Annotated in this window: 15 protein-coding genes; 10 read left to right on the top strand and 5 right to left on the bottom strand. The window is 67.2% G+C overall.

Going from position 1 to position 13,854, the window contains the following annotated elements; genetic code table 11:
• Positions 1-2: 2 nt before the first annotated feature.
• The 5 genes from IEV67_RS03745 to IEV67_RS03725 form a co-directional block, all read right to left on the bottom strand.
• Positions 3-1,271: an extracellular solute-binding protein gene (locus IEV67_RS03745; RefSeq protein ID WP_188435221.1), complete on the bottom strand. Its 1,269-nt coding sequence runs from the start codon at positions 1,269-1,271 to the stop codon at positions 3-5.
• Entirely contained in the window at positions 1,268-2,320 is a 1,053-nt protein-coding gene (locus IEV67_RS03740) for a LacI family DNA-binding transcriptional regulator (RefSeq protein ID WP_188435220.1), read from the bottom strand. The genes IEV67_RS03745 and IEV67_RS03740 overlap by 4 nt, the downstream gene beginning before the upstream one ends.
• Positions 2,321-2,421: 101 nt before the next feature.
• The gene (locus tag IEV67_RS03735) at positions 2,422-3,471 is read right to left on the bottom strand and encodes an NAD(P)-dependent alcohol dehydrogenase (RefSeq protein WP_188435219.1); all 1,050 of its coding nucleotides are present in this window, start codon (positions 3,469-3,471) and stop codon (positions 2,422-2,424) included.
• Positions 3,472-3,522: 51 nt separating this feature from the next.
• Positions 3,523-4,329 (bottom strand): alpha/beta fold hydrolase, encoded by an 807-nt coding sequence (locus tag IEV67_RS03730; RefSeq protein WP_188435218.1) that lies wholly within the window; start codon positions 4,327-4,329, stop codon positions 3,523-3,525.
• Between the two features lie 34 nt (positions 4,330-4,363).
• Positions 4,364-4,912 (bottom strand): MarR family winged helix-turn-helix transcriptional regulator, encoded by a 549-nt coding sequence (locus IEV67_RS03725; protein ID WP_229702699.1) that lies wholly within the window; start codon positions 4,910-4,912, stop codon positions 4,364-4,366.
• A 58-nt stretch (positions 4,913-4,970) separates the two neighbouring features.
• Here IEV67_RS03725 and idi point away from each other — a divergent pair, with 58 nt between their 5' ends.
• Genes idi through IEV67_RS03675 form a run of 10 tightly spaced genes read left to right on the top strand, consistent with a single transcriptional unit; the run spans position 4,971 to position 13,815 of the window.
• Positions 4,971-5,552 (top strand): isopentenyl-diphosphate Delta-isomerase, encoded by a 582-nt coding sequence (gene idi, locus IEV67_RS03720; protein ID WP_229702697.1) that lies wholly within the window; start codon positions 4,971-4,973, stop codon positions 5,550-5,552.
• Positions 5,545-6,609 carry a polyprenyl synthetase family protein gene (locus tag IEV67_RS03715; protein ID WP_188435216.1) on the top strand — a complete coding sequence of 355 codons (1,065 nt, stop codon included), beginning with the start codon at positions 5,545-5,547 and terminating at the stop codon, positions 6,607-6,609. The genes idi and IEV67_RS03715 overlap by 8 nt, the downstream gene beginning before the upstream one ends.
• Positions 6,606-7,487 carry a phytoene/squalene synthase family protein gene (locus tag IEV67_RS03710; protein ID WP_229702695.1) on the top strand — a complete coding sequence of 294 codons (882 nt, stop codon included), beginning with the start codon at positions 6,606-6,608 and terminating at the stop codon, positions 7,485-7,487. The genes IEV67_RS03715 and IEV67_RS03710 overlap by 4 nt, the downstream gene beginning before the upstream one ends.
• Positions 7,484-9,043 carry a phytoene desaturase family protein gene (crtI, locus tag IEV67_RS03705; protein ID WP_188435214.1) on the top strand — a complete coding sequence of 520 codons (1,560 nt, stop codon included), beginning with the start codon at positions 7,484-7,486 and terminating at the stop codon, positions 9,041-9,043. Before IEV67_RS03710 ends, crtI begins: the two co-directional genes overlap by 4 nt.
• Positions 9,040-9,381 (top strand): lycopene cyclase domain-containing protein, encoded by a 342-nt coding sequence (locus tag IEV67_RS03700; protein WP_188435213.1) that lies wholly within the window; start codon positions 9,040-9,042, stop codon positions 9,379-9,381. The genes crtI and IEV67_RS03700 overlap by 4 nt, the downstream gene beginning before the upstream one ends.
• Positions 9,378-9,755, top strand: coding sequence for a lycopene cyclase domain-containing protein (locus IEV67_RS03695; RefSeq protein ID WP_188435212.1), 378 nt, complete (start codon positions 9,378-9,380; stop codon positions 9,753-9,755). The genes IEV67_RS03700 and IEV67_RS03695 overlap by 4 nt, the downstream gene beginning before the upstream one ends.
• The gene (locus IEV67_RS03690; protein WP_188435211.1) at positions 9,748-10,638 is read left to right on the top strand and encodes a prenyltransferase; all 891 of its coding nucleotides are present in this window, start codon (positions 9,748-9,750) and stop codon (positions 10,636-10,638) included. Before IEV67_RS03695 ends, IEV67_RS03690 begins: the two co-directional genes overlap by 8 nt.
• On the top strand, positions 10,635-12,107 hold the full coding sequence (locus tag IEV67_RS03685) for an SDR family oxidoreductase (protein WP_188435210.1): 1,473 nt from the start codon (positions 10,635-10,637) through the stop codon (positions 12,105-12,107). The genes IEV67_RS03690 and IEV67_RS03685 overlap by 4 nt, the downstream gene beginning before the upstream one ends.
• Positions 12,104-12,592: a pyrimidine dimer DNA glycosylase/endonuclease V gene (locus tag IEV67_RS03680; protein WP_188435209.1), complete on the top strand. Its 489-nt coding sequence runs from the start codon at positions 12,104-12,106 to the stop codon at positions 12,590-12,592. Before IEV67_RS03685 ends, IEV67_RS03680 begins: the two co-directional genes overlap by 4 nt.
• Positions 12,589-13,815, top strand: a complete 1,227-nt coding sequence (locus tag IEV67_RS03675) for a ferrochelatase (protein ID WP_188435208.1) — start codon at positions 12,589-12,591, stop codon at positions 13,813-13,815. The genes IEV67_RS03680 and IEV67_RS03675 overlap by 4 nt, the downstream gene beginning before the upstream one ends.
• Positions 13,816-13,854 lie beyond the last annotated feature (39 nt).

The raw sequence follows: 13,854 nt of genomic DNA, 5'->3' as shown, positions 1-13,854 counted from the left end.
GGTCACTCGGCGACGAGTTCGTCGATCTTCGAGGTCGCGGTGCTGAGGAAGTCGTCGATCGACTCCTTGCCGAAGATCACCGCTGCGGAGTACTCGTTGCGGAAGGCCTGCCATGCCTCCACAGAGTTCGGGATGCTGGGCACGTCGGCCGTCGCCTCGGCCTGCTCAGCGAATGCGACGTAGTTCGGGTTCGCCTCGAAGTAGTCGCCGTATGTGCCAGTGAGGTCGGTGCGCATCGGCATCTGCCCGGTGAGCTCGAGGAGCTGTCCGTCGCTGTCGACGCTCGTGGAGAACTTGAGGAACTCCCACGCCGTGGCCTGGTTCTCGCAGGCGGTGAACATCGACACGCTCTTGGAGTCGGCGAACGTCGTCGGGCTCTCACGGCCGTCGCTCGTCGGAACCGGCATGAAGCCCACGTCGACGGTCTCGGCATACGACGGGATCGCCCATGGGCCCGCGAGCTGCATCGCCGTGGTCCCGGCCGACATCGCGTCGTCGGTGGATGCCTCGTTCGGCGAGAGCTTCTCGTCGTAGAACGTCTTCCAGAACTCGGCGACGGCGCGTCCTTCATCCGAATCGAAGGTGGACTTGCCGTCTTCGACGAGCATCGTGCCATCGGTCTCGGCGAGGTACAGCGGGTAGAAGTCGAACCACGGCTGGAAGAACTCGCTCGTCGGCGCCGGCCAGATGGCGCTCTGCACACCGGAATCCACGATCGCGCGCGAGCCCTCGAGGAAGGCATCGTACGTGTTCATCTGCGGATCCTCGGGATCGATGCCCGCGGCTTCGAACAGCGCCTTGTTGTACATGACCATGACCGGGTTCGACTTCCACGGCAGCTGGTAGAAGCTGCCGTCGCTCGCGTAGGACTCGACGTCCCCACCCCGCTCGCTGATGTAGTCGCTACCGCCCTCGATCGAACTGAGGTCGACGAGTCCGCCCTGCTTGACCCAGCCTGAGACGGCCGCCGGCGCGACGTTGTAGACGAGGCACGGGGCGGTGCCTGCGGTGATCGCGGCCGTGATGGCTTCCTCAGAGGAGGACCCGGCCGGGATCTCCTGCGCCGTCACCTTCTCGTCCGGATGCTCGGCGTTCCAGGCCTCGACGACGGCGGTGCCCCATGCGACCTCCTGCTCGTTGTTGGACAGCCAGACGTCGATGGGTCCGGTGCCTTCGGCTCCGCCCTCGCCGCCTCCTCCGCCTCCGGACGAACATCCGGTGGCGACGAGTGCGACGGCGGCGATGACCGCTGTTGCGCGTGTCTTCTTCATGGTGTCCTCCTTGACACTTCGGGTGGTGCAGGTGTGGATGCTGGTGGTGTGGATGCTGCGGATTCGGTGCTCTCGCGGAAATGAACGACGTTGCAGTCGACGAGCTCGGTGCGCGGCTCCGCGCCGAGGATGCCTTCCCGCAGGAGGCGGGCCGCCGCGCGGCCTCTCGCGGCGGGATCGGACGAGACGCTCGTCAGCGCCGGGGAGAGATGCGCGGACAGATGATCATCGTCGAATCCGGAGATGGCGAGATCGCGCGGCACGGAGAGACCCTGGGAGCGGGCGTAGGACAGACCGGCGATCGCCATGGTGTCGTTCGAGTACAGGATGGCGGACGGGCGGTCAGGCAGGGCCAGCAACTCGGCGGTCAGAGCGCGGCCGCTTGAGGCGGTGAAGTCCCCTTCGCGGAGCAGCGAATCGCCGCCCATGGCATCGACGTATGCGTCCGCGCGCGCCTTCGAGTGCACGTAGTCGAGCGGTCCTGAGACGTGGGCGATGCGCTCGTGTCCGTCCGCGCGGAGCCTTGCGACGATCTCACGCACGGGGGCGGCATCGTCGGTGCGGACGCACGAGAATCCACTCGGCTGGTCGTAGGCGCCGACCAGCACCGTCGGCAGGTTCAGTTCGCCCAGAAGCGGGACCCGCCAGTCGTCCGTGCGGAGATCGAGCAGGAGCGCTCCGTCCGCCCGACCGCGACTGAGCGCCCGATAGGCGCGTTCCTCTGCCGCGCGGTCGGGGACGACCTGAAGGATGAGCGCCGTCTCAGTCGGCGCCAGTACGGACTCGACTCCGGCGATGAATGCGGGGAAGAACGAGTCGTTGGCGATGACCTCAGGGTCACGGGCGAGAACCACCGCGATCGCGTTGGCTCGACTGGTCGCCAGCGCTCTCGCGCTCTGACTCGGCACCCAGTTGAGGCGCTCCGCTGCCGCGAGCACCTTGCTGCGGGTCTCGTCCGAGATCGGCCGGTTGCCGCTGAGGGCATGCGAGACCGTCGCTTTCGTGACGCCGGCTTCGCGAGCGACATCGGCGATCGTCGTGCGGGTCATGCCACCTCCTCGTAGCTGTGACCGGAGCACTCGCATCGAGGCGCGTGTGAACCGGTTTGACGAAAGTGTAAACCGGTTTGATGATCGGTGTCAATGGCGCGTCAGGCCGTCAGCGTCTCGATGTCGATCACGAACCGGTAGCGCACATCCGATGCCAGCACCCTGGCCCACGCCTCATTGACCTGATCGGCCGAGGTGATCTCGATCTCTGGTGCGATGCCGTGCTCGGCGCAGAAGTCGAGCATCTCCTGCGTCTCGGCGATGCCGCCGATGTTCGATCCGGCGAACGAGCGACGACCGCCGATCAGTGTTCCGACGCTCACCGACATGGGTTCGGCAGGTGCGCCCACATTCACCAGCGTGCCGTCCATCGCCAGCAGCTTCAGGTATGCGTTGATGTCGATCGCGGCGGAGACGGAGTTGATGATCAGGTCGAAGCTCGATCGCAGCGACCGGAATGTCTCCGGGTCTTCGGTGGCGAAGTAGTGGTCAGCGCCGAGCGCGAGCGCGTCGTCCTTCTTGCTCAGCGAGCGCGACAGCACTGTGACCTCGGCGCCCATGGCGTGTGCGATCTTGACGGCCATGTGACCGAGTCCGCCGAGACCGACCACGGCGACCCGCGTGCCGGGACCGGCGTTCCAGTGCCGCAGCGGCGAGTATGTCGTGATGCCCGCGCACAGCAGGGGAGCGGCCTTCTCGTAGGGGATCGCCTCCGGCAACCGGAGCACGAAGTCCTCGGTGACGACGACGCCGGTGGAGTATCCGCCCTGCGTGATCGTGCCGTCGACGTCGGTGGCGCCGTAGGTGCCGATCGCGCCCTTCAGGCAGTGCTGCTCGCTGCCGGCTGCGCAGTTCTCGCACTCGCCGCACGAGTTCACGAGGCATCCGACACCCACGCGGTCGCCGACTGCGAACTTCGTCACCTCGGAGCCGATCTCGACCACGGTGCCGGCGATCTCGTGTCCGACCGTCAGCGGGTACTGCTGCGCGCCCCAATCGCCCTGCACGGTGTGGATGTCGGAGTGGCAGATGCCAGCCCAGCGGATGTCGATGCGCACGTCCTTCGCGCCGACGTCGCGGCGTTCGATCGTGCCGACGAAGAGCGGCTCGGTGGCGGAGGGCGCGACGATGGCGGGGATCACAGTGGTCATGATCCGAGCGTAGACCGGATGCCGATGGCGATGCGCCGGCCGAGGTCGAGGTCAGTCGTCGGCTTCGCCGAGGAACGCCAGTGCGGCGTCCTTGAACGCGCGGGAGCCCGGCGCGTTGAAGTGATTCCGCTCGGGGATCTCGAAGAACCGGCCGTGCGGCGCGGCATCCGCCAGGGCCCGGGAGCCCTCGATGATGGCATCCTTCGATCCCGTCGCGAACAGGATCGGGCGGGTCGGTGCGTTCGACGGGTCGGGGTCGACGGTGCGCGTCTGGCGCATCCCCTCGGCCAGCGCGAGAAGTGAGTTCAGATCATTGCCGGCGACGCGCTCGGTCAGGGCGATGTAGTTCTTCGTCGTCTGATCTTGCACCGGCTCGCCGTGATCGACGTACGCGCGCACCTGGTCGACGTCGAGGCGCTCGAGCGGGATGCCGTCCGGAACACCGCCGAGCACCGCGCGGGAGATGCGCTGCGGAAGATCGCGCACGACCTCCCAGCCGACCCTGGCTCCGAGCGAGTATCCGACGTAGACCGCCTCTTCGACGAGGTAGACGTCCATGACCGTCTCCACATCGGTCGCGAGCGTGCGGATGGCGTACGCCGAGGCTTCGTGCGGCTTGTCGCTGGCTCCGTGACCGCGCTGATCGAGCGCGAGCACCCGATAACCCGCCTGCGTGAGGTCGCGCACCCATCCGGTGAGGACCCAGTTGTCGCGTGCGTTGGACGCGAAGCCGTGCACGATCACGACGACTGGGGCATCGATGTCGCCCCAGGTGTAGGTCGCGAGCCGCGTGCCGTCAGCGGCATACACGAGCTGCGGATTCGGCATGCGGGTCAGTTCAGCGAGAGGGGCGGCCACGTTTCCATCATTGCACCGGAAATTCCGCTGACGCTCAGGCGAGCTCGCCCTGAGGCTCGTCTGCCTCGCTGAGCGCTGTGAGGAAGCGGATCACCGCATCCCGGTCTTCGGGCGACATCGCGGCGGCGGCGGCGAAGCGGCGTGCGTGCTGGCGCCCGATCGTCTCGTGGGCGGAGATCCGGGTGGATTCGGTGACTTCGATGCAGACGGTGCGACGGTCGCTCGGATGCTGCGTGCGAACCAGGTGGCCCCCTGCGACCAGTCGATCGACCAGCTTCGTCGTCGACGCGCTCGAGATGCCCACCTCGCGGGCGATGTCCTTCGGAGTGACGACCTGTCCCTGCTGCTGCGCGCGGATGATCATCCGAATCGCGCGCATGTCGCTTTCGTTGAGCTTCATGTACCGCTTCGACGCCTCCGAGAGCGTTCGGGCGGCCTCCTGCCATCCGCGCAGCGCCTCCATGACCCTGACGCACTGGTCGACATCGGCTTCGGTCAGATGTGAGCGATCCGCCAGGTCTGAATCACGGGAGAAATAGCGCATGCCGGCGTCTTCGGGGACGTCGCGCTTCGGATCTGGCACTGTTTCAGCATACATTTCTTATGATAAGTTGAACTCTCGCTTAGCTAACGAAAATGGGGTGAGTGCAGTGGAGATGGTCGTTCTGGTGGACGATGCAGGCACCCGGGTGGGTACGCAGAGCAAGGCGAGCACTCATGGCACATCGACACCTCGGCATCTCGCCTTCTCCTGTCATGTTGTCGACACCGAAGGCCGCCTTCTCGTGACCAGGCGAGCGCTGACGAAGCAGACCTGGCCGGGGGTGTGGACGAACTCGTTCTGCGGTCATCCGGCTCCTGACGAGAGCATGGAGGATGCCGTCCGCCGTCGGGCAGCATTCGAACTCGGCCTCTCAGTCGATATGATCGAGTGCGTGGCACCGGAGTTCGGCTACGTCGCGCGCGATGCCTCCGGCATCCAGGAGAACGAGCACTGCCCGGTCTTCATCGCCAGGGCGGCGTCCGACCTCTCGTTGAATCCGGATGAGGTCGCACAGGCGCAGTGGACGACGGCATCCGAACTCGCGCTCGCAGCCGCCAAGGCCCCATGGGCCTTCAGCCCTTGGCTCGTGGAGCACCTTCCACAGGTTCTGCCGCATCTTCCCGGTGGCGGGCACGACAACGGCGTCGGCCGTGGCGCTGGGGAGCGCGAGCATGCGTGACAGCGCCGTCGGCGTCGATGATGTCACTGCCGCTTTCGACACGAGGCTCACCGAACTCGTCGCCAGGAGGAAAGAGCACTCGCGTGCGTTCTCGACGCCCTATGCGCAGCTCTGGAATGCACTGGAGCGCATGGCGCTCGGCGGCAAGAAGGTGCGTCCGCGACTGCTGCTGGACGCGTATCGCGCGCTCGGCGGTACCGACGAGCGCGCGGCTGTCGACGCTGCCTGCGCCATCGAGCTGCTTCATGTCGCGCTCGTGATCCACGACGACGTCATCGACCGGGATCTGGTCCGACGCGGCGAGATGAACATCACCGGCAGATTCGCATCCGAGGCGCTGCTGCGCGGAGCGAGCAGGCGTGAGGCGCACGCCTGGGGAGAAGCGTCATCGCTGCTTGCAGGCGATCTCATGCTCACCCTCGCGCATTCCGTGCTCGCCGGGATCGACGTGGACGAGAGTCGAAGGCGGACCGTGCTCGACATCTTCGACGAGACCGTCTTCGAGAGCGCGGCAGGTGAGCACCACGATGTCTGGCTCAGCCTGCAGCTGGAGTCCGCGACTTCGGAAGACGTGCTGGCCATGGTCGATCAGAAGACCGCAGCCTATTCGTTCCAGGCGCCGCTCACCCTCGCTGCAGTTCTCGCCGGAGCGCCGTCGCGCGTCGTCGACGAGTTGACGGTGATCGCTCGTCGCATCGGTGTGATCTACCAGCTGCGCGACGACGTCCTCGGAGTGTTCGGCGACGAGCGTGAGACCGGAAAGTCCACCTTCGGCGATCTGCGCGAGGGGAAGGAGACTCTTCTGATCTCGTATGCGCGTTCGGACGCCGCCTGGGCCACGGTCGCGCCGTACTTCGGCGACGACGAGATGGGCGCCTCCGAGGCGGAGAGCCTTCGCCGCGTCATCGAGGAATCCGGCGCCCTGCTGTTCGTCGAGTCACTCATCTCCGAACGGTGCGACGAGGTGCACCGGTTGATCCGCGAGTCGCATCTGCCGACCGCGATGATCCACCAGCTGGTCGACCTGGTTTCGACATGCGATGCGCGGACCTCATGAATTCGACCGACCTCGCCCTCTACACCGCGACTGCGAACGTCAGCGCGCGCGTCGTCATCCGTCGCTACTCGACGTCGTTCGGCTGGGCGAGTCGTCTCCTCCCTGGCTCGGTGCGCGATCACATCGCACGCATCTACGCGCTCGTGCGCATCGCCGACGAACTGGTCGATGGGCCCGCCGAGGCCGCAGGAGTCGACCGCGAGGCGCGAGCGGCGATGCTGGACGATCTCGAGGCCGAGACGGAACGCGGACTGAGGCTGGGCTTCAGCACGAACCTCGTCGTGCATGCCTTCGCGGTGACTGCCCGTGCGCACGGGATCGGCATGGACCTGTGCGGGCCGTTCTTCGCCTCGATGCGCAGAGATATCGAGGCGGGCGTGTTCGATGAGGCCCAGCTCGACGAGTACATCCACGGATCAGCCGAGGTCGTCGGCCTCATGTGCCTGGCCGTGTTCGAGGCCGGGGTGGTTCGCGACGAGAGTGAGCGCGAACGACTCCAGGAGGGCGCTCGCCGCCTGGGGGCGGCCTTCCAGAAGGTCAATTTCCTGCGCGACTTCGCGGGCGATCACGATGAGCTCGGACGCACCTACCTTCCGGCCGCGGCTCCGGCCGGTCCCGCGCCGACGCTCAGCGAGGCGTCGAAGTCTGAGGCCGTCGCATCCATCCGGGAGGATCTCCGCGTGGCCGATGCGTCCATCCCGCTCCTCCACCCCTCGTGCCGACCCGCGGTCTGGGCCGCGAGGGCCATGTTCGGTGAGCTCGCCGACCGCATCGATGCGGCACCTGCCTCGGTGCTGATGACGACCAGGGTGCGCGTGCCCGATCCCGTCAAGGCGCGGATCCTTGTGCGCGCCCTAGCGATGAAAGCTCGCCGGTGAGGGGCAAGAGGGTCGTCGTCGTCGGCGGAGGCGTGAGCGGCCTGGCCGCCGCGTGCCTGCTCGCGCGTGACGGGCACGATGTGACCCTCCTCGAGAAGAACGGCGAGTTCGGCGGCCGCGCGGGCGTGTGGGAGAAGGACGGCTTCACGTTCGACACCGGGCCGTCGTGGTACCTGATGCCGGAGGTGTTCGAGCATTTCTACCGGATGGTCGGGACCACCACCGCGGAGCAACTGGACCTCGTGCCGCTCCAGCCGGGCTACCGCATCTACGGCGAGCCGGCAGGCCACCAGCCGGAAGAGGCCATCGACGTACCGGCGGGGGAGCGCGCCGTCGCCGATCTCTTCGAGAGCCGGGAGAGCGGGGCCGGAGGCCGGATCCGCACGTACCTCGCGTCCGCGACGAAGACGTATCGCGCGGCGGTGCGCTCCTTCCTCTACAACCCGTTCTCTTCGTGGCGCGATTTCACCTCGGGAGACGTGTTGGCGGCTGCGCCCGCCGTGCTCCCGCTGCTGACCCGATCGCTGTGGTCGTTCGCCGCACGCCGATTCCAAGACCTGCGTCTGCGGCAGATCCTCGCGTATCCGGCTGTCTTCCTCGGCACGTCGCCGTTCGCCGCTCCGGCGCTCTACCACCTGATGAGCCACATGGATCTCGTCGATGGTGTGAAGTATCCCTTGGGCGGTTTCCGCGCGTTCGTCGCCTCACTCGTCGACATCGCGCGTGAGAGCGGGGTCGAACTCCTCGCCGGCAGCGATGTGCAGGCGATCTCGAGCGCGAACGGTGCGGTGCGGTCGGTCGAGTTCACCCGCAACGGCGAGGCGCACCGGCTCTATGCCGACATCGTCGTCTCGGCGATCGACGAGCATCACACCGAGACGGTGCTGCTCGAGCCCGCCGACCGGTCGTATCCGGAGAAGCGCTGGGGCGCGCAGGTGTCCGGACCCAGCGCTGTGCTCGTCATGCTCGGCGTGCAAGGAGAACTGCCGCAGCTTCGCCACCACACGCTGTTCTTCTCGAACGACTGGCACGACAACTTCGACGCGATATTCGGATCGCCCACCCGCATCCCAGAGGCGCCGTCGCTGTACGTGTGCAAGCCGAGCGCCACCGACGGCGACGTGGCACCGGAGGGACACGAGAACCTGTTCGTCCTCGTACCGCTCCCCGCCGACACCGAGATCGGTCACGGCGGCGTCGACGGATGCGGGGATGAGCTCGTGCGCCTGGTCGCAGACCGCGCGATCGATCAGATCTGCACGTGGGCGGGTATCCCCGACCTGAAGTCGCGCATCGTCGTGCGGCGCACGTTCGGGCCGGCGGATTTCGCCACGGAGTTCAACACCTTCCGCGGCAGTGCCCTGGGGCCGGCGCACACACTCGCCCAGAGCGCCTTCTTCCGCGGGGTGACGCGGTCACGACGCGTCGACGGCCTCTACTACACCGGCGCGACGTCGGTGCCGGGAGTCGGACTGCCCATGTGTCTCATCAGCGCCGAACTCGTGCTCAAGCACGTCAGGGGCGACCACTCTCCAGGGCCACTGGAGGAACCGTGAATCTCGTCTACGCCGCAGCACTGCTGGTGAGCCTCGCGTGTCTCATCCTGCTCGATGTGCGCTTCCGGCTGGTCTTCGCGCGCAGGCCTCTGATCTCTGCGGCCGTGCTGCTCATCGGCGTCGGGTTCTTCATCGTCTGGGATGCGGTGGGCATCAGCCTCGGTGTGTTCCGTCACGTCGACTCGCGCTGGGCCACCGGCATCGTCCTCGCTCCGGAGTTCCCGCTCGAAGAACTGATCTTCCTCGTCTTCCTCGGTTACCTCACGCTGATCCTTCTCAACGGGTGGCGGCATCTGCGACACCGACGCCACGGGCCGGCGAAGCGGAGCAGCCGATGACATATCTGCTCATGTCGCTCCCCTTCATCGGAGTCGCGCTCCTGGTGTTCGTCCTCGGCGCTGCCCACGCACGACGACACGGGTCGCTTGCGACGTATCTGTCCTCCTGGGCGGTGGCCACGGCATCCCTCGTCATCCTCACCGTCATCTTCGACAACGTGATGATGACGGCAGGCTTCTTCGACTACGGGGTCGAGCACATCTCGGGCGTGCGCCTCGGACTCATACCGATCGAGGATCTGCTCTACCCGGTCGCCGGAGCCCTGCTGCTCAGCGGCGTCTGGCAGATGCTCGGCGGCGCCGGCGAGAGCGGCGCCGGAGACACCGCCGCCCGCGGGCGCTCCCGCCCTCAAGAGGAGAGTCGCGATGCCTGAGATCATCTCGACGAGCCGCACGCTGCTCACCGCCTCGCGCCCGCTGAGCTGGATCAACACGGCCTATCCGTTCGCCGCGGTCTATCTGCTCACGACCGGCCGCGTGGACATCGCGCTGGTGGTCGGCACCCTGTTCTTCCTGGTGCCGTACAACCTCGCGATGTACGGCATCAACGACGTCTTCGACTACGAGTCCGACCTCGCCAATCCGCGCAAGGGCGGAGCCGAGGGGGCGAAGCTGCCGCCGCGGCTGCACCGCGTCACACTGCTCGCCTCGGGCCTGCTCGCCGCGCCCTTCGTGATCGCGCTGTTGATCATGGGTGCGCAGCGGCCGATCTCATGGGTGGTGCTCGCGGTGAGCCTGTTCGCCGTCGTCGCCTACTCCGTGCGCGGCCTGCGGTTCAAGGAGATCCCGTTCCTCGACTCGATCACATCCAGTACCCACTTCGTCACGCCCGCGCTCTACGCGATGGCACTCGCGGGCACGACGGTGACCGCGCCGATCGCCGTGACGATGGCCTCGTTCTTCTGCTGGGGCATGGCGAGCCACGCGTTCGGCGCGGTGCAGGACATCGTGCCCGATCGCGAAGCCGGCATCGGATCGATCGCGACCGTGCTCGGCGCATCCAAGACCGTCTGGTTCGCGTTCGTGCTGTGGGCCGTCGCCGGATTCCTCATGCTCCTCACGCCGTGGCCGGCGAACCTCGCCACACTCGCCGCACTGCCGTACCTGATCAGCGCGGCACCGTATCTGCGCGTGGACGACGTGCATTCCGGCGACGTCAACCGCGCCTGGCGCCGCTTCCTCTTCATCAACTACGCCGTGGGTTTCGCGATCACCCTGCTGCTCATTCTCTGCACGACGAGAGGACTGTTCGCATGACTCGAGTGCTCGTCACCGGCGCCACCGGCTACATCGGCGGCCGACTCGTTCCCCAGCTCCTCGCCGCCGGTCACGAGGTGAGCGTGTACGTGCGCTCGCCGTGGAAGCTGCGCGACGTGCCGTGGAGGCAGCAGGTCACGGTCTTCAAGGGCGACTTCTCGGATGCCGTCGCCACGCGCCGTGCGATGAACGGGGTGGATGTGGCGTTCTACCTGGTGCACTCGATGAGCGCCGGTCGTGATTTCGTGGATGCCGAGAAGCGCGACGCCGAGCAGTTCGCCGAGGTCGCCGCCGCCGCGAACGTGAGCAGGATCGTCTATCTCGGCGGCCTGCACCCCGACGGCGCCGAGCTGTCGAAGCACCTCTCATCCAGGGCTGCGGTCGGTCAGACCTTCCTCGATGGCGACGTGCCTGCCGTCGTCTTCCAGGCCGGTATCGTGATCGGCTCCGGGTCGGCGTCGTTCGAGATGATCCGGCACCTCACCGAGGTGCTGCCGTACATGCCGGCGCCCCGATGGGTGCGCAACCATGTGCAGCCGATCGCGATCCGTGACGTGCTGCGCTACCTGGTGCGAGCCGTCGACCTTCCGGACGGGCTCAACCGCACGTTCGACATCGGTGGGCCAGACATCCTCCGCTACGGCCAGATGATGAACGGATACGCGGTCGAGGCTGGTCTCCCGCAGCGCGGGATCGCCGCCCTCCCCGTGCTCACACCATGGCTCGCTTCGCAATGGGTGAGCCTGGTCAGCCCAGTTCCGCGGCAGATCGCGGTCCCCATCATCGCGTCGTTGCAGAACGACTGCGTCATGACCGAACATGACATCGACGATCACATCGAACCTCCTGATGGCGGCCTGCTCCCGTATCGGACGGCCGTGAGGCTCGCTCTCAAGCGCGAGGAGGAGGGCGAGATCGAGACGAGCTGGCAGAGCGCCACGGTGCCCGGTGCGCCGAGTGATCCTCTCCCGAGCGATCCCGACTGGGCAGGGCACACTGTCTTCACCGATCTGCGCGAGCGGCGCACCTCCGCCTCCGCAGCTGCCGTGTGGGATGTCATCGAGTCGATCGGCGGCGAGAAGGGCTGGTACTCCTTCCCGCTCGCGTGGGCCGCGCGGGGCTGGATCGATCGGCTCGTCGGCGGTGTCGGAATGCGGCGGGGCCGCCGGCATCCGACACGGTTGCACACCGGCGATGTGATCGATGTCTGGCGCGTGGAGGCGGTCGAGCACGGGCGCACACTGCGCCTGCGAGCAGAGATGCGGATGCCGGGGCGGGGGTGGCTCGAACTCGGCGTCGAGCCGGCCGTTGGCGGAAGCCGCTACCGCCAACGCGCCGTGTACTTCCCGAAGGGCCTGACCGGCCGGCTGTACTGGGCGATGCTGCTGCCGTTCCACGGCGTGATCTTCAACGGCATGGCCACCAGCATCCTGCGTGCAGCCGAGCGCACACCGGGGGAGGCGGCATGAGGCTCTGGTCGGTGCACCCTAAGCATTTCGATCGCCAGGCGCTCACGGCATGCTGGCGCGAAGGACTTCTCGCCCAGGCCGTGATCGCAGAGCCGGGCAGAGGCTACTCCCGGCATCCGCAGCTGCGACGGTTCCAGGAGACCGACGACCCGTGCGCGGCGATCGGCGATTACCTGACCCCGATCGTCGACGAAGCGGATGCGCGGGGATACAGCTTCGCGCGGGACAAGATCCGTACGACCGGGTACGCGCGCACGCTGATCGTGAACGACGGCCAGCTCGCCTACGAGTGGAAGCACCTTCTGGCGAAGCTCGAGCACCGCAGCCCGACGGTGTGGGAGCGATGGCGCGACCTGCCGGTTCCCGATCCGCATCCGGGCTTCACGGTCGTCAGCGGTCCGATCGCCGAGTGGGAGAAGGTCGCGGCGGACGGCGCCGCGCACAGTGGTCGCACGATCATCGGTCAGCAGGAGGCATCAACATGAGCAGTACGTCAGAACAGCGGCAGGATGGGCGTCGCGAGACGAAGCCTCCGAGGGCGACCAGCATCCACCTCGAGCATGGCGCGAAAGTGCCGTCCGCGACGCCGGCGGCGCAGTCCGGCCCGGAGCACGTCACCGAACCCGTCGCCTACGACGCGATTCTGCTGTCGGGCTTCGGCGGCCCGGAGGGCCAGGGCGACGTGCTGCCCTTCCTCCGCAATGTGACGCGGGGCCGCGGCATCCCCGACGAGCGCCTGGAAGAGGTCGCCCACCATTACCGCCGATTCGACGGAGTGAGTCCGATCAACGACCAGAATCGACTTCTTCGCCAGGCGCTGAAATCGGCCCTCGCGGAGGCCGGTCTTGATCTACCGGTCTACTGGGGCAACCGCAACTGGTCGCCCTACCTCGATGAGGCGCTCGCGAGTGCGGCGAACGACGGCATCCGCCGGATGCTCGCGATCCCGACCAGCGCGTACTCCTCCTACTCCTCGTGCCGGCAGTACCGGGAGGACTGGGCCGACGCGCTCGAGGCGAGCGGTACGCAGGGGATCATCCAGATCGACAAGGTCAGGCAGTTCTTCTCGCACCCCGGCTTCATCCAGCCCTTCATCGAGGGTGTGCGAGAGGGGATCGCCGCTGCGGCGCAGGCAGGGCACGACGCGTCGAGCATCGAGGTGCTGTTCTCGACGCACAGCATCCCGACGCAGGATGCAGAGCTCTCCGGAGCGGGCCTGTTCGCCGACGTCGACGGCGGAGGCTACGCGGCACAACACCGCGCCGTCGCGGAGGAGGTCATGGCCGCAGCGGCGCCTGGAGTGTCATGGCAGCTCGTCTACCAGTCGCGGTCCGGTCCTCCTTCGCAGCCCTGGCTCGAGCCCGACATCAACGACGCACTCGAGGCGCTCGAACATCGAAGCGCGGTGCTGATCGTTCCGATCGGGTTCGTGAGCGACCATATGGAGGTCATCTGGGATCTCGACACCGAGGCGATCGAGACGGCGGCGCGGCTCGGCCTGTGGAGTCTGCGGACGCCGACGCCTGGCACGCATCCGGCCTTCGTCGACGCGCTTGTGGACCTGGTGCAGGAACGGGTCTCGGGGCGCCCCGTGGAGCAGCGAGCGAACGCGACGGCGCTGAGTGCATGGTTCGACGTCTGCCGACCCGGATGCTGCGCGAACAAGCGCCTCGGATTCGCCCCGGCGATCGCGGGGCTGCAGCCCTGACGAGTCACGAGCTGTGACAGGGAGGGGCGCCGGGACCGA

Source organism: Microbacterium murale (genome assembly GCF_014635185.1).
Taxonomy (GTDB): Bacteria; Actinomycetota; Actinomycetes; order Actinomycetales; family Microbacteriaceae; genus Microbacterium; species Microbacterium murale.
This window is presented reverse-complemented; position numbering and strand designations above follow the sequence as displayed.